Below are 15695 nucleotides of genomic sequence, written 5' to 3'. Positions count from 1 at the left end.
GTAACCGGCGACGAGGCCGGCCGCGGCACGCCCACAAGGCTCCCGCCGACACGGAGGCTCGACGATGACCCCACCCGGACTCCAGGCCGTCCACGCGCCCACCGAGGCGCCCATGGCCCAGCTGATCGACCCGACCGGTGCCCGCCGGCCCGACGCCGCCCTCGACTCGTGGGTCGCCGACGTCGACGACACCGTGCTCGCCGGCCTCTACCGCGACCTCGTCGTGGTCCGCCGGCTCGACACCGAGGCGACCGCCCTCCAGCGGCAGGGCGAGCTCGGCCTCTGGCCGCCGCTCGCCGGCCAGGAGGCCGCCCAGATCGGCTCGGCCCGCGCGCTCGCCGACGACGACTTCGCGTTCCCGTCGTACCGGGAGCACGCCGTCGCCTGGGTCCGCGGCGTCGATGCCGTCGGGCTGCTGACCACCTGGCGCGGCAGCGCCCCGAGCGGCTGGGACCCCTTCGCCCATCGCGTGGCCGTGCCGCAGATCATCATCGGCGCGCAGGCGCTGCACGCGACCGGCTACGCCATGGGCCTCGCGTGGGAGGACGCCGAGTCGGTCGCGATCGCCTACTTCGGCGACGGCGCCACGAGCGAGGGCGACGTGAACGAGGCGCTCGTGTTCGCCGCGAGCTTCCACGCCCCGGTCGTGTTCTTCTGCCAGAACAACCACTGGGCCATCTCCGAGCCGGTCGGCCTGCAGTCGAAGCAGCCGATCGCGGCGCGCGCCGACGGCTTCGGGATGCCCGGCGTCCGCGTCGACGGCAACGACGTGCTCGCCGTGCTCGCCGTGACCCGGCAGGCGCTGCACCGCGCCCGCACCGGCGGCGGCCCGACGCTCATCGAGGCCGTCACGTACCGGATGGGCCCGCACACCACCGCCGACGATCCGACCAGGTACCGCACCGACGAGGAGCTCGCCGCCTGGCGCGAGCGCGACCCCATCGCCCGCGTGCGGGCGCTGCTCGGGGCATCCGCCGTCGTCGACGCCGCCGCCGTCGAGGCCGACGCCGCCGCCGAGGCCGACCGTGCCGCCGCCGAGCTGCGCGCCGCGGCGACGGGCCTCGCCGACCCGGCGCCGATGTCGGTGTTCGACCACGTCTACGCCGAGCCGAACAGCCACGTCGAACGCCAGCGTGAGCGGTACGGCCGCTACCTCGCCATGTACGACGACGCTGCCGACGACGCGGACGGAGGGGCGCGATGACCACCATGACGATGGCGAAGGCCCTGAACGCCGGCCTCGCCCGCGCGCTCGCCGACGACGGGAAGGTCGTGCTCCTCGGCGAGGACATCGGCACCCTCGGCGGCGTGTTCCGCGTCACCGACGGGCTCCAGGCCCGATTCGGGAAGCACCGCGTGGTCGACACTCCGCTGTCGGAGTCGGGCATCGTCGGCACCGCCGTCGGGCTCGCCTACCGCGGGTACCGGCCGGTCGTCGAGATCCAGTTCGACGGGTTCGTGTACCCGGCCTTCGACCAGCTCGTCGCGCAGGTCGCGAAGCTGCACTACCGCTCGCTCGGCCGGGTGCGCATGCCGCTCGTGATCCGCATCCCGTTCGGCGGCGGCATCGGCGCGGCCGAGCACCACTCCGAGTCGCCTGAGGCGTACTTCGCGCACACCGCGGGCCTGCGGGTCGTGGCGTGCTCGAACCCGGCCGACGCGTTCACGATGATCCGCCAGGCGATCGCGAGCGACGACCCCGTCGTGTTCCTCGAGCCGAAGCGCCGGTACCACGCGAAGGGCGAGGTCGACGACGGCGCGAGCCTCGACGACGCCCGGCCCATGGGCGTCGCCACGGTCGTCGCGCCCGGCACCGACGCCACCCTCGTCGCGTACGGCGGGCTCGTGCCCGTCGCCCGCGACGCCGCCCTGGCCGCGGCGGAGGACGGGATCTCGATCGAGGTGATCGACCTGCGCTCGCTCGCCCCGCTCGACCTCGGCACCGTCGAGGCGTCGGTGCGGCGCACCGGCCGGCTCGTCGTCGCGCACGAGGCCGGCGAGCAGGGCGGGCTCGGCGCCGAGCTCGTCGCGCGCGTGACCGAGTCGTGCTTCGACTACCTCGAGTCGGCGCCGGTGCGGGTCACCGGCCACGACATCCCGTACCCGCCGGCGCGGCTCGAGCGGTACCACCTGCCCGACCTCGACCGGATCCTCGACGGCGTCGATCGCGTGCTCGGTCGCCCGAACTCGCTGAGCGGAGCGGAGGCATGACCGCCATGATCAAGGACTTCGCACTGCCCGACCTCGGCGAGGGCCTCACCGAGTCGGAGGTGGTCGCGTGGCGCGTCGCCGTCGGCGACCGCATCGAGCTGAACCAGGTCGTCGCCGACGTCGAGACCGCCAAGGCGGTCGTGGAGCTGCCCTCCCCGTTCGCCGGCATCGTGACGGCGCTGCACGCCGAGCCCGGGCAGACGGTCAACGTGGGCGAGCCGCTGTTCTCCTGCGACACGGGCGAGGGCGGCGCCCCGGATGCCCCGGCCGATGCGGACGCGTGGTCGGATGCCTCGACGGGCGCGGGGGCCCCGTCGGAGGCGCAGGCCCGGCCGTCGGCGGATGTCCCACCGCCGACGGCCGGGGACGCCGACGGGCAGCCGGAGCGGCTGCCGACGCTCGTCGGCTACGGCGCCCCGGCCGATGTCGCCCCGAAGCGGCGTGCTCGCCGGTCGACCGCATCCGCGCCCGCGCCGGCGTCGGTGCCCGCGGCCGGCCAGGTGCCGCTGCCGTCGACCGGGACGGAGCGACCCCGGTCGACCCCGCCGGTGCGCCGGCTCGCCCGCGACCTCGGCGTCGACCTCGCGCAGCTCGCCGGGACGGGGGAGCGGGGCCTCATCACCCGCGCCGACGTGGAAGCGGCCGCGGGGGTCGCGCACGAGGCATCCGCCCGCGTGGACGTCGGCGCGCCGGCCGCCGCCGCGCCCGCGTCCGCGTCCGCCGACGCGCACGACCTGCCGCCCGCCACGCGCATCCCCATCGCCGGCGTCCGCAAGCACACCGCGGCCGCCATGGTGCGCAGCGCCTTCACCGCGCCGCACGTCACCGAGTTCCTCGAGGTCGACGTGACGGCGACGATGGAGCTCGTCCGGGGCATCCGCGACGACCGGTCGCTCGCCGGCGGCCGGGTGACGCCGCTCGCCGTCGTGGCGATGGCCATGTGCCTCGCGGCGCGCCGCACGCCCGAGGTGAACTCCCACTGGGACGAGGACGCCGGCGAGATCGTCCGCTACGACGGGGTGAACCTCGGGGTCGCCGTCGCGACCGACCGCGGCCTCATCGTGCCCAACGTCGAGCGCGCCGACCGACTCGGCCTCCTGGCCGTCGCCGACGCCATCGCCGACCTCGCCGAGACCGCACGGGCCGGGCGCACCGCGCCGGGCGCCCTGCGGAACGGCACGATGACCGTGACGAACGTGGGCGTGTTCGGCGTCGACGCGGGCACGCCGATCCTCAATCCGGGCGAGGCCGTGATCCTCGCCGTCGGCGCCATCCGCCGTCGACCGTGGGAGCACCGGGGCGAGGTCGCGCTGCGCGAGGTCGTCACGCTCGCGCTCTCGTTCGACCACCGCCTGGTCGACGGCGAACAGGGCTCGCGGTTCCTCGTCGACGTCGGCAACGTCTTGCGCGAACCCGGCCGAGCCCTCACGATGATGAGCTAGGGGGCGATCGGAAGGCGGGGGATGGACGATCGGCAGGTTCTCGACGAGGAGGAGACGCGCGACGTGCTCCGAGGCACGTCGTTCACGCACACGGGCGACCGGTTGGTCGCCACGTACGAGACGGGCGACTTCCTGGGCGCGGTGCGCCTGCTGGAACGCGTCGCGGAGGTCGCGGAGGTGATGCAGCACCATCCCGACGTGTTCGTCGGGTACGGGCGCATCACGTTCGAGCTCCGCTCGCACGACGTCGGCGGCGTCACGCCTCGCGACCTCCGGCTGGCGGAGCGGATCGAGGAGCTCGCGGCATTCTGACCTTCGGTGGTGAGCCTGTCGAACCCATCCGGCCGGGCCCGCTTCGCTACGCTCGCGCCATGATCACGTCACGTCGTGCCCCGAGCGTCGTCGCGCTCGCCGCGGGCGCCGCCGCCCTGCTCCTCGTCGCCGGCCTCGCGGGCTGCACGCCGGGGGCGCCCGAGCCCTCGCCGACGGGTGCGTCGACGGCGAGTCCGAGCGCGTCGGCGGTGGCCCCGGAGACCGAGGCGCCGATGACCGACGTGCCCGTGACGCCCGGCATCGGGCTCACCCCGACGGCGAACGCGGTGCCGCTCGAGCCGGGCGACTGCCCGTTCGACCCGGCCGAGTTCGGGGCGATCGTGTTCGTCGTCACCGCCTCCGACGACACGACGCCGATCGAGCTCACGTTCACGTCGTTCCAGGACGGCGCGACGTCGGAGCGCACGGTCGAGGCCGTCGGGCCCGTCGTCACGGTGCTGCAGCAGGACTGCGGGAACGCGACGGCGACCGGCCCGTGGACCTTCCGGGCGACGAGCCCGACCGGGAACGACCTCGCCTGCTCGTCGTTCTACGGCGGCAAGCACCTCGCGAGCGCGATGGACTACGCCGAGGGGGATGTCGCGCGCGGGGCGAGCGTCGACTGCTCGGGGCATCCGGGCATGTGAGGGGCCGTGGGCACGCCGGGCCGCACGCGCCCGACCACGCCGGCCGCTACGCCGTGAGCGCCGCCCAGGCCATCTCCTCGAGGAGGCGGCGCGTGGTCGCCTCCGCGGGGCGGCGCCCGGGCAGCCGGGCGCTGTGCGGCGTCGAGTTGAGCAGCCCGAAGGCGGCGTGCGCGCGCATCCGCAGCTCGGCCTCGGGCTGGTCGGGTCGCAGCCGGGCGAGCACCTCGACCCACCGTTCCACGTAGCGGCGCTGCAGCAGGCGCACGTCGTGCCGGGCACCGGGGTCGAGCTGCTCGAGCTCGCGATCCTGCACGAGGATGACGTCGGCGTCGGCCAGCGCGAAGTCGACGTGGTGGGCGAGGAGGGCGCGCAGCGCCGGCTCGGCGTCGACGGGCCCGTCGAGGACCTGCTCGGCGCCCTCCAGGAGCCGGGTGCTCGCGTCGAGGAGGATCGCGGCGAGCACGCCCGCCTTGCCGGGGAAGTGCCGGTAGACCGCCGGTCCCGACACGCCGACCGCAGCGCCGAGGTCCTCCAGGGTGACGCTCGCGTACCCGCGCTGGGCGAACTGGGTCGCCGCGGCGCGCAGGATCGCGTCGCGCCGGTCGGCCTTGCGCCGCCCGCGGTCGGTCGTCGGGATGATTGCCATGTCCGCCATCGCTCGCTAGCATCGTGAATCGAGTTAGTGAAGATTAACTGAAATGCACCGCGCGGCACAACCGCCGCGCCGGCCGGCAGTCAGCGACGACAGGTGGGACACGCATGGGCATCCTCGGCACCGCGATCGACCCGCACGGGGCATCCGCCCGCGCCGATGCCGCCGCGCACGCCGACCTCGCGGCCGAGCTGCGCGCCCGGCTCGCCGCCGCGGCCCGCGGCGGGTCCGACGCGGCCCGCGACCGGCACGTCGCCCGGGGCAAGCTGCTGCCGCGCGACCGGGTCGCGCGGGTCCTCGACGAGGGCAGCCCGTTCCTCGAGCTGTCCGCGCTCGCCGCCTTCGGCATGTACGGCGACGACTCGCCCGGCGCCGGCATCATCACCGGGATCGGGCTCGTGCACGGCCGGCCCGTCATGGTCGTCTGCAACGACGCGACCGTCAAGGGCGGCACGTACTACCCGATCACGGTGAAGAAGCACCTGCGTGCGCAGGAGGTCGCCCGGGAGCACCGGCTGCCGTGCCTGTACCTCGTCGACTCCGGCGGCGCCTACCTGCCGCTGCAGGACGAGGTGTTCCCCGACCGCGAGCACTTCGGGCGCATCTTCCACAACCAGGCCCGCCTGTCGGCCGAGCGCGTCCCGCAGCTCGCGGCCGTGCTCGGCTCGTGCACGGCGGGCGGCGCGTACGTGCCGGCGATGAGCGACGAGACCGTCATCGTGCGCGACCAGGGCACGATCTTCCTCGGCGGCCCGCCGCTCGTGAAGGCGGCCATCGGCGAGGTCGTCACCGCGGAAGAGCTCGGCGGCGGCGACCTGCACGCGCGCACCTCGGGCGTCGTCGACCACCTCGCCGACGACGACGAGCACGCCCTCGAACTGCTCCGCGACATCGTCGCGACCCTGCCCCAGCCGGGCGCGCGCGCCTGGGCCGTGCGCGAGCCCCGCCCGCCCGCCGTCGACCCGGCCGAGCTCACCGCCGCAGTGCCCGTCGACGTGCAGCAGCCCTACGACGTGCGCGAGGTCATCGCCCGGCTCGTCGACGCGAGCGAGTTCACCGAGTTCAAGCCCGAGTACGGCGACACGCTCGTGACCGGCTTCGCCCACCTCGACGGCCACCCGGTCGGCATCGTCGCGAACAACGGCGTGCTCTTCAGCGAGTCGGCGATGAAGGGGGCCCACTTCATCGAGCTGTGCGACCAGCGCGGCATCCCGCTCGTCTTCCTGCAGAACATCTCGGGCTTCATGGTCGGCCGGGACGCGGAGGCGGGCGGCATCGCCAAGCACGGTGCGAAGATGGTCACCGCCGTCGCGACGACCCGGGTGCCGAAGCTGACGGTCGTCATCGGCGGCTCGTTCGGCGCCGGCAACTACTCGATGTGCGGGCGGGCGTACTCGCCGCGCTTCCTCTGGATGTGGCCGAACGCCCGCATCTCGGTGATGGGCGGGGAGCAGGCCGCCTCGGTGCTCGCCACCGTGAAGCGCGACCAGCTCGCCGTCCGCGGCGAGGACTGGTCGGCCGACGACGAGGCCGCGTTCCGCGCGCCCATCCGCGCGCAGTACGAGGACCAGGGCAGCCCGTACCACGCGACCGCGCGGCTCTGGGACGACGGCATCATCGAGCCGGGCGACACCCGCACGGTGCTCGCGCTGGCGCTCGAGCTCGCGAGCCGCACGCCGCTGCCGGAGCCGGCGTTCGGCGTCTTCCGCATGTAGCCGGCGGCGCCTGCTCAGGCCCCGGATGCCTCCGCCGCCGCCTCGACCGCGCGGATCGCCTCGTCGACCCCCCGATCCCACGGCGTGCCGTGGCCGGGCAGCACCCAGCGCGCGCCGAGCCCCTGCAGCCGTCGCAGCGAGGCGAGCGCCTCGGCGGGATCGTCGGTGAACGGCGCCGGCTGCGGGCCCGCCTGCCCGGTGAGCACGTGGCGGGTGGTGAGCGCGTCGCCCACGAACACGGCGTCGACGGACGGCACGTGCACGGCGATGCTGCCGGGGGAGTGGCCGGGCATGCCGATGACGACCGGCGCGCCGGGCAGGGCGAGCACGTCGCCGTCGTGCACCTCGACGACCTCGCCGACGTGCCGGGTGCGCAGGCCGCCCTTGGTCGACGCGTAGGTGAGGAACCGGGTGACGGCGCCGACCCGCATCGGGCCCCAGGCGGGAGACGTCGACTCCTCGCCGCGGGCGCGCGCCGCGTCGGCCGCGTGCACGTGGATCGGCACCCCGTGGTCGGCGCGGAGGCGCTCGGCGAAGCCGATGTGATCGGAGTCGCCGTGGGTGAGCACGACGCCGCGGATGTCCTCGACGCGGCGCCCGATGGCGGCGAGCTCGCGCTGGAGGTCGCGCCACTGGCCGGGCAGGCCGGCGTCGACGAGGGTGAGGCCGTCGGGCTCGACGACGAGGTAGCAGGCGACGAGGTCGTTGCCGATGCGGTGGAGCGAGGGAGCGAGTCGCACGGGGTCCTCCTGGCTGGATGGGGTGGCGATGGCTACGATACGTAGCTATGATGGCTACTGTCAATAGCCATGAGCCGATCGGAGCGCCGATGCCCACGCCGGAACGCACCTCCCTCGCCGCGATCGTCGATGCCGGGCGCGCCCTGCTCGACGAGGGCGGCCCCGACGCGCTCACGATGCAGGCCGTGGCGGCCCGCGTCGGCGTGCGCGCGCCGTCGCTCTACAAGCGCGTCCGCAACCGCGAGCACCTCCTCGGCCTCGTCGTCGACGCCGTCGCGGTCGAGCTCGGCGATCGCCTCGCGCAGGCGGATGCGCCGGTGGCGGCGTCGGCGGATGCCTCGACCCGGGCCGCCGCCCGCGTCGGCGCCCTGGCCCGGGCGCTCCGGGCCTGGGCGCTCGCGAATCCGGCCGCCTACGGGCTGCTGTTCGCCGCGCCCGAGCGCGACCTCGGCTCGATGGGCGCCCTCCGGGCGGCGAGCGGGTCGGTGCTCGACGTGGCGGCCGACCTCGTCGGGCCCGATCGGGCGCTGCCCTTCGCGCGCACGGTCACCGCCTGGGCGACTGGCTTCCTCGCCATGGAGCTCGGCGGCGGCTTCCGCCTCGGCGAGGGCGTCGACGAGGCGTTCGACTTCGGGGTCGAGCTGCTCGCCGGTGCCGGTGCCGGTGCCGCCGGCGCCGCCGCGCGGACGGCCGGGTCGGCGTCCTGACCCGCTGCGCGAAGCTCGCCGCCTTGTCGTTTCGGTTAATGGCCACTAACATCATTTCCGGTTAGTGATCATTAACCGAACCGGCTCGAGGAGGCGCTGTTGGGTTCGATCGACCGCACCCCGCGTCCCTTCGACCGGGTGCTCGTCGCCAACCGCGGCGAGATCGCGGTGCGGGTCATCCGCACCCTCCGCCGCCTCGGCGTCCACGCGATCGCCGTGTACTCCGACGCCGATGCCGACGCGCCCCACGTGCGGCTCGCCGACGACGCCGTGCGCATCGGGCCCGCGCCCGCCGCCGAGAGCTACCTCGACGCCGACCGCATCGTCGCCGCCGCGCTCGCGACCGGCGCCCAGGCCGTGCACCCCGGCTACGGCTTCCTCTCCGAGGACGCCGGCTTCGCCCGCGCCTGCGCCGACGCCGGCCTCGTCTTCGTCGGCCCGGGCGAGGACGCCCTCGCCGTCATGGGCGACAAGATCCGCGCGAAGCGCCACGTCGCCGCGCACGGCGTGCCCACCGTCCCCGGCGTCGCCGATCCCGAGCTCGACGACGCCGGCCTCCTCGCCGCCGCCGACGGCGTCGGCTACCCGCTGCTCGTGAAGCCGTCCGCCGGCGGCGGCGGCAAGGGCATGCAGCTCGCGCACGACCGCGACGAGCTCGCCGCTGCGCTGCCGGCCGCCCGTCGCATCGCCCGTGCCGCCTTCGGCGACGACACCCTGCTCCTCGAGCGCTTCATCCCGCGGCCGCGCCACATCGAGGTGCAGGTGCTCGCCGACGCGCACGGCGCCGTCGTGCACCTCGGCGAACGCGAGTGCTCGCTCCAGCGCCGCCACCAGAAGGTCATCGAGGAGGCGCCCTCGCCGCTGCTCGATGCCGCGACCCGCGACCGCATCGGCCGCGCCGCCTGCGACGCGGCGCGCAGCGTCGGCTACCTCGGCGCGGGCACCGTCGAGTTCCTGGTGTCGGATGCCTCGCCCGACGAGTTCCGCTTCATCGAGATGAACACCCGGCTCCAGGTGGAGCACCCCGTGACCGAGCTCGTCACCGGGATCGACCTCGTCGAGCAGCAGCTCCGCGTCGCCGCCGGCGAACCGCTCGCCTTCGGCCAGGACGACGTGCGCCTCACCGGCCACGCCATCGAGGCCCGCGTCTACGCCGAGGACGCCGACCACGGGTTCCTCCCGTCCACCGGCACGCTCCTCGTGTGGCAGGAGCCGACCGGCGCCGGGGTGCGCGTCGACTCGGGCGTGCGCGAGGGCCAGGTGGTCACCGCCGACTACGACCCGATGCTCGCGAAGGTGATCGCGTTCGGCGCCGACCGGGCCGAGGCGATCGACCGCCTCGACGCGGCGCTCGCCGAGACCGTCGCGCTCGGGGTCGAGACGAACGTGGCGTTCCTCCGCCGGCTGCTCGCCGAGCCCGACGTGCGGGCGGGGCACCTCACGACGGGGCTCATCGACGCGATGCCGGCGACCGGCACCGACCCCGTCGACCCGCTCGACCCCGTCGACCCCGCCGGCCCGGGCGCGGCGGGCGCCGGCGACGACGGGGCATCCGCCGATGCGCACGACCGCGCCGTCGCCGACGCCGTCCGCCGCGCGCTCGACGAGGCATCCGCCTCGCCGCGCTCGGCGCACGCCTGGCAGCGCGAACGCGGCTGGCGCCTCTCGCGGCCCGCGCCCGCCGAGGCCGCAGCGGGCCCTGCCGCGCCCGCCCGCACCGCCATCGCCGACGACGGCGCCGTCTGGGTGCACGTCGACGGCCGCGCGCACCGCGTCGTGCCGCGCACGCGCACCGAGCGCTTCCTCGAGCGCCATGCCGCCCGCGAGCGCGGCGGCCAGGCGCTCGACCCGTCGCTCCGGGCCCCCATGCCCGGCACCGTCACCGCCCTCTTCGTCGCCGACGGCGACCGCGTCGCCGCGGGCGACCCGGTGCTCGCCATCGAGGCGATGAAGATGGAGCACCGCGTCACCGCGCCGTTCGCCGGCACGGTCCGGCTCGCCGTCACGAGCGGCGAGCAGGTCGCGCGCGACCGACCGGTCGCCCGCGTCGAACCCGACCCGGGCGCCGACGGGGCGCCGGGCCACGAGTGAGGAGCACCCTGGTGGACTACGAGCTGAGCGACGCCGAGCAGGCGCTGTACGACCGCGTCTGCGCCTTCGCCGACGAGGTCGTCGCGCCCGCCGCGTACCGCTACGACCTCGAGCGCCGCCTGCCGATGGAGATCATCGCGCAGATGGGCGAGCTGGGCCTGTTCGGCCTCCCGTTCCCCGAGGAGGTCGGCGGCCAGGGCGGCAGCTACTTCGACCTCTGCCTCGCCGTCGAGGCGCTCGGCCGGGCCGACCAGTCGATCGGCGTCACGCTCGAGGCGGGCGTCGGCCTCGGCATCATGCCGATCTACCGGTTCGGCACCGACACGCAGCGCGCCGAGCACCTGCCCGACCTCGTCGCCGGGCGCGCCCTGGCCGGCTTCGGCCTCACCGAGGCGGGCGCCGGATCCGACGCCGGCGCGACGCAGACGACGGCCGTGCTCGACGGCGACGAGTGGGTGATCAACGGGTCGAAGCAGTTCATCACCAACTCGGGCACCCCGATCACGAAGCTCGTCACCGTGACCGCCGTCACCGGCGAGGAGACCCGCGCCGACGGCTCGGTGCGCAAGGAGCTGTCGACCATCATCGTGCCGAACGGCACGCCCGGCTTCGAGGTCGGCCCCGACTACGACAAGGTCGGCTGGCACACCTCCGACACCCACCCGCTGACGTTCACCGACGTGCGCGTGCCCGCCGCGAACCTCGTGGGCGAACGCGGCCGCGGGTACGCGAACTTCCTCGGCGTGCTCGACGAGGGCCGCATCGCCTTCGCGGCCCTCGCGACGGGCGCGGCGCAGGGCTGCCTCGAGGAGGCCGTGCGCTACGCGAAGGAGCGGGTCGTGTTCGGTCGCGAGATCGGCGCGAACCAGCACATCGCCTTCAAGATCGCGCGGATGCAGGCCCGCGTGCACCAGGCGCGGCTCGCGTGGCACGACGCCGCGCGCAAGCTCGACGCCGGCCGCCCCTTCAAGCTCGAGGCATCGCTTGCCAAGATGGTCTCCGGGGAGGCGGCGATGGAGAACGCGCGCGACGCGACACAGGTGTTCGGCGGCTACGGGTTCATGAACGAGAACGCGGTGGCGCGTCACTACCGGGACTCGAAGATCCTCGAGATCGGCGAGGGCACGACCGAGGTGCAGCTCATGATCATCGCCCGCGAGCTCGGGCTGGCGGCGTAGGAGGCGGCGATGACGGATGCCCCGCTCCGCGACGAACTGCAGCGCGGCCTGTGGTTCGAGGAGTTCGAGACCGGCGTGCGGTACCTGCACCGGCCGGGCCGCACGGTGACCGACGCCGACAACGTGCTGTTCACGACGCTGACGATGAACCCGCAACCGCTGCACCTCGACGCCGCCTGGTCGGCGACGCAGCCGTTCGGCAGGCCGTTGGTGAACTCGCTCTTCACGCTGTCGACGCTCGTCGGCCTGTCGGTCGGGCAGCTCACCCGCGGCACGCTGGTCGCGAACCTCGGCTTCAGCGACGTGCGGTTCCCGCACCCGCTGTTCGTCGGCGACACGATCTACGCCGAGAGCGTGCTCGTCGAGAAGCGCTGGAGCTCCTCGCGGCCGGGGGAGGGCATCGTCACCCTCGAGCACACCGCCCGCAACCAGGACGACGCGGTCGTCGCGGTCGCGACCCGCTCGATGCTGGTCTGGGGGCGCGAGGCGGGGGAGCGGGTGCACGGATGACCCGCCCCGCGTTCCGGTTCGGGCCGGCGCTGCTCTTCTGCCCGGCCGACCGGCCCGACCGGTACGCGAAGGCGCTCGACCGGGCCGACGCGGTCATCCTCGACCTGGAGGACGCCGTCGACGAGGCCGCGAAGGCCGCCGCGCGCGACGCGCTCGTCGCGACCCCGCTCGATCCCGAGCGCGTGATCGTGCGACTGAACCCAGCCGACGGCCCGCATCGGGCGGCCGACCTCGCGGCGCTCGCCCGCACGGCGTACCGCACGGTCATGCTCGCCAAGTGCGAGGACGTCGCCGACCTCTCAGGCCTCGAGCGCTACGAGGCGATCCCGCTCTGCGAGACCGCCCGGGGCGTGCTGGCCGCGCCCGCGCTCGCCGCCCAGGCGAACGTCTCGGCCCTGATGTGGGGCGCCGAGGACCTGGTCTCCTCGCTCGGCGGCTCCTCGAGCCGACGCGCCGACGGCGCCTACCGCGAGACGCCGCGCGCGGCCCGCGTGCTCGTGCAGCTGGCCGCGGCCGCGCACGGTGCCGTGGCGATCGACGCGGTGCACCTCGACCTGGCCGACCTGGAGGGGCAGCGCGAGGAGGCCGAGGACGCCGCGGCGCTCGGATTCGCCGCGACCGCGTGCGTGCACCCGTCGCAGGTCGAGGTGGTGCGCGCCGCGTACCGGCCTGGCGCGGCGGAGCTGGAGCGGGCTCGAGCGGTGCTCGCGGCCGCCGAGCACGAGGGCGGGGTGTTCCGCTTCCGGGGCGTGATGGTCGACGAACCCGTCCTGCGGCAGGCACGCGCCGCGGTGCGCCGTGCGGAGGCCGGGAGCGGCCCGCCAACGATTCGGTAACGGTTCACGCGCCGTACGGGGGACGGCCGTCGCGGGCGACGTAAGGTCAAAGCCAATCCTGGGGAGGAGGAGAACGTGGCACGATGGAGTCTGCAGAACCGGGCCCGCGGCGAAGGCGCGGCGGGTGCGGTGCTCGAGGACGTACGGGTCGAGGCGGACTCGGCGTCGGAGCCGGTCCCCGACGCGATGCTCGAGGGGGTCGGCGCGGTCGCGCCGGTGCCCGAGGCCGACGGCCGCACGAGCCTCGTCGAGACCAACGCGTTCTCCGGGCCCATCCGCGTCCCGACCCCGCAGCCCGTGGGCGACTCCGGCATCACCACGCATCCGCTCGTGCTCGGCGGGAGCGTCTTCGGCTGGACCCTCGGGCCGGACGACTCCGAGCGCGTGCTCGACCGCTTCGCCGCCCAGGGCGGCACCATGCTCGACACCGCCGACAGCTACGCCGCCGGGCGCAGCGAGACGATCATCGGCCGCTGGATGGCCTCCCGCGCGACCCGCGACCGCATGGTCGTGGCGACGAAGGTGGGCCGGCACCCCGACCACCCGGGCCTCTCGCCCGAGTCGATCCACGGCGCCGTCGACGACTCGCTGCAGCGGCTCCGCACCGACCGCATCGACCTGCTGTACCTCCACGGCGAGGACCCCGACGTCCCGCTCGCCGAGACGCTCGGCGAGCTCGGCGCGCTCATCGCCGCCGGCAAGGTGCGGGCCGTCGGCGCCTCCGACTTCTCGCCCGAGCGCCTGATCGAGGCGCGGGTGCTCGCGGCGAACGGCCTGCCGCGGCTCGAGACGCTGACCACCCGGTACAACCTGATGGACCGGTCCCCGTACGAGGGGTCGACCGAGCTCGTCGCGCACGCGCAGGGCCTCTCGGTGCTGCCGTACTTCGCGCTCGCGAACGGGTTCCTCGCCGGTCGGGTGCGCCGCCGCGCCGAGGTCGCGCACGACGCGCGCGGGGCGCGGCTCGCCCGGCACCTGGGCCGTCGCGGGGCGCGGGTGCTCGCGGCGCTCGACGACATCGCGTTCCGGCGCGGCGTCGAGCCGGCGACGGTGGCCATCGCGTGGCTGCAGGCGAAGCCGACGGTGGTCGCGCCGGTCGCCGGGGTGAGCGCGCCCGAGCAGGTCGACGCCCTGATGGCGGCGGCGTCGCTCCAGCTGCATCGCTCGGAGCTGGTCGAGCTCGACCGCGCATCCGCGTAGCGCCTCGCCCGCGCGCCCCGGCGCGCGGGAGGCGAGCCGGGTAGGCTGGTCCGGATGAACAACGGCGCGGTCGACCTTCCTCTCGGCGTGGCCGAGCTCACGTTCCAGGCCGCCGGCGACTCGCTCGTCCGGCGCACAATCCTCCCCTCGGGGGTGCGGGTCCTCAGCGAACGGGTCCCGGGCAGCCGGAGTGCGACGATCGGCTTCTGGGTGGCGGTGGGCTCGCGCGACGAGCAGCCCGCCGGTTCGGGGCATCCCGCCAGCTTCGGGTCGACGCACTTCCTCGAGCACCTGCTGTTCAAGGGCACCCGCACCCGCACCGCGCTCGACATCGCGGTCTCCTTCGACGCGGTCGGCGGCGAGCACAACGCGCTCACCGCGAAGGAGTACACCTGCTACTACGCGAAGGTGCAGGATCGCGACCTCCCGATGGCGGTCGAGGTGCTCGCCGACATGTTCACGTCGTCGCTGCTCGACCCGGCGGAGTTCGAGAACGAGCGCGGGGTGATCCTCGAGGAGCTCTCGATGGCCGGGGACGACCCGGCCGACGTCGCGAACGAGCGCTTCTTCGAGGCCGTGCTCGGCGGGCATCCGCTCGGCCGGCCGATCGGCGGCAGCGCCGAGACGATCCGCGCGGCCGCACGCGATGCCGTATGGGAGCACTACGCCGCCAACTACCGCCCGCAAGACCTCGTGGTCACCGTGGCGGGCGCCGTCGACCACGACCGCGTCATCGAGGTGCTCCAGGCCTCGCTCGTCGCCGGCGGCTGGGACCTCGGCGTCGCCGGGACGCCGGTCGAGCGCCGCTCGACCGCGGAGACGTCGCTCGCGCCCGGCGCACCGCTCACGGTCGTCGAGCGACCGACCGAGCAGGTGAACCTGCTCATGGGCGTGCCCGGCCTCGTCGCGACCGACCCGCGTCGCGCCACGCTGAGCGTGCTGAACGCCGTGTTCGGCTCGGGCATGAGTTCGCGCCTGTTCCAGCAGGTGCGCGAGCGCCGCGGCCTCGCGTACGCCGTGTACTCGTTCGCACCGGGCTACTCCGACGCCGGCCTGTTCGGCATGTACGCCGGCTGCGCGCCCGCGAAGGCCCCGACCGTCGCGTCGCTGATGCGGGCCGAGCTCGAGCGCGTCGCCGAGGAGGGCATCACCGAGCTCGAGTTGACGCGGGCGACCGGCCAGCTCGCGGGGGCCAGCGCCCTCGCGCTGGAGGACTCGGACACGCGGATGTCCCGTCTCGGCCGCGCCGAGCTCACGCTCGGCGAGTTCACCGACCTCGACGAGGCCCTGCGCCGGATCGGGCTCGTCGGCATCGACGACGTCCGGTCGCTCGCGGCCGACCTCGTCTCCCGCCCGTTCTCGGTCGTCGCCGTCGGCGCGACCGACGAGCAGGCGTTCCGCGGCGTCACCGTCGACGCCGTGGCCAGTACCGACGTCGCCTGAGCGACGCCACC

At 74.9% G+C, this 15695-nt stretch carries 15 protein-coding genes; 13 read left to right on the top strand and 2 right to left on the bottom strand.

Annotated features, from left to right (window positions below; genetic code table 11):
- Positions 1-64: 64 nt before the first annotated feature.
- From pdhA to ACGGZK_RS15255, 5 genes are read left to right on the top strand one after another with little or no spacing between them, the layout of a single operon-like run.
- A complete protein-coding gene (gene pdhA, locus ACGGZK_RS15275; protein WP_395243476.1) occupies positions 65-1204 on the top strand; it encodes a pyruvate dehydrogenase (acetyl-transferring) E1 component subunit alpha in 1140 nt (379 codons plus the stop codon).
- A complete protein-coding gene (locus ACGGZK_RS15270; protein ID WP_395243475.1) occupies positions 1201-2211 on the top strand; it encodes an alpha-ketoacid dehydrogenase subunit beta in 1011 nt (336 codons plus the stop codon). Before pdhA ends, ACGGZK_RS15270 begins: the two co-directional genes overlap by 4 nt.
- A complete protein-coding gene (locus ACGGZK_RS15265) occupies positions 2208-3653 on the top strand; it encodes a dihydrolipoamide acetyltransferase family protein (RefSeq protein ID WP_395243474.1) in 1446 nt (481 codons plus the stop codon). The genes ACGGZK_RS15270 and ACGGZK_RS15265 overlap by 4 nt, the downstream gene beginning before the upstream one ends.
- 21 nt (positions 3654-3674) lie before the next feature.
- On the top strand, positions 3675-3965 hold the full coding sequence (locus ACGGZK_RS15260) for a 4a-hydroxytetrahydrobiopterin dehydratase (RefSeq protein ID WP_395243473.1): 291 nt from the start codon (positions 3675-3677) through the stop codon (positions 3963-3965).
- A gap of 59 nt (positions 3966-4024) precedes the next feature.
- Positions 4025-4612, top strand: coding sequence for a hypothetical protein (locus ACGGZK_RS15255; RefSeq protein ID WP_395243472.1), 588 nt, complete (start codon positions 4025-4027; stop codon positions 4610-4612).
- A gap of 46 nt (positions 4613-4658) precedes the next feature.
- On the opposite strand, the gene ACGGZK_RS15250 is transcribed toward ACGGZK_RS15255, so the two are convergent.
- Entirely contained in the window at positions 4659-5258 is a 600-nt protein-coding gene (locus ACGGZK_RS15250) for a TetR/AcrR family transcriptional regulator (RefSeq protein ID WP_395243471.1), read from the bottom strand.
- A 113-nt stretch (positions 5259-5371) separates the two neighbouring features.
- On the opposite strand from ACGGZK_RS15250, the gene ACGGZK_RS15245 reads away from it, so the two are divergent.
- Positions 5372-6979 carry a carboxyl transferase domain-containing protein gene (locus ACGGZK_RS15245; RefSeq protein WP_395243470.1) on the top strand — a complete coding sequence of 536 codons (1608 nt, stop codon included), beginning with the start codon at positions 5372-5374 and terminating at the stop codon, positions 6977-6979.
- A 14-nt stretch (positions 6980-6993) separates the two neighbouring features.
- Here the strand turns inward: ACGGZK_RS15245 and ACGGZK_RS15240 are convergent, their stop codons facing one another.
- Positions 6994-7719: an MBL fold metallo-hydrolase gene (locus ACGGZK_RS15240; RefSeq protein ID WP_395243469.1), complete on the bottom strand. Its 726-nt coding sequence runs from the start codon at positions 7717-7719 to the stop codon at positions 6994-6996.
- A gap of 89 nt (positions 7720-7808) precedes the next feature.
- Between ACGGZK_RS15240 and ACGGZK_RS15235 the strand changes: the two genes are divergently transcribed.
- The 7 genes from ACGGZK_RS15235 to ACGGZK_RS15205 all read left to right on the top strand — a co-directional run bounded on the left by ACGGZK_RS15235 (position 7809) and on the right by ACGGZK_RS15205 (position 15684).
- Entirely contained in the window at positions 7809-8426 is a 618-nt protein-coding gene (locus ACGGZK_RS15235) for a TetR/AcrR family transcriptional regulator (protein ID WP_395243468.1), read from the top strand.
- Positions 8427-8525: 99 nt separating this feature from the next.
- Positions 8526-10517, top strand: coding sequence for an acetyl/propionyl/methylcrotonyl-CoA carboxylase subunit alpha (locus ACGGZK_RS15230; protein WP_395243467.1), 1992 nt, complete (start codon positions 8526-8528; stop codon positions 10515-10517).
- 11 nt (positions 10518-10528) lie between these two features.
- A complete protein-coding gene (locus ACGGZK_RS15225) occupies positions 10529-11695 on the top strand; it encodes an acyl-CoA dehydrogenase family protein (RefSeq protein ID WP_395243466.1) in 1167 nt (388 codons plus the stop codon).
- 9 nt (positions 11696-11704) lie between these two features.
- Positions 11705-12205: a MaoC family dehydratase gene (locus tag ACGGZK_RS15220; protein WP_395243465.1), complete on the top strand. Its 501-nt coding sequence runs from the start codon at positions 11705-11707 to the stop codon at positions 12203-12205.
- A complete protein-coding gene (locus ACGGZK_RS15215) occupies positions 12202-13041 on the top strand; it encodes an HpcH/HpaI aldolase/citrate lyase family protein (RefSeq protein ID WP_395243464.1) in 840 nt (279 codons plus the stop codon). The genes ACGGZK_RS15220 and ACGGZK_RS15215 overlap by 4 nt, the downstream gene beginning before the upstream one ends.
- Before the next feature lie 75 nt (positions 13042-13116).
- Positions 13117-14241, top strand: a complete 1125-nt coding sequence (locus ACGGZK_RS15210) for an aldo/keto reductase (RefSeq protein ID WP_395243463.1) — start codon at positions 13117-13119, stop codon at positions 14239-14241.
- Between the two features lie 54 nt (positions 14242-14295).
- Positions 14296-15684, top strand: coding sequence for a M16 family metallopeptidase (locus tag ACGGZK_RS15205; RefSeq protein WP_395243462.1), 1389 nt, complete (start codon positions 14296-14298; stop codon positions 15682-15684).
- Positions 15685-15695: the final 11 nt, after the last annotated feature.

It is taken from the genome of Agromyces sp. MMS24-K17 (assembly GCF_043950245.1).
Lineage (GTDB): Bacteria > Actinomycetota > Actinomycetes > Actinomycetales > Microbacteriaceae > Agromyces.
This window is presented reverse-complemented; position numbering and strand designations above follow the sequence as displayed.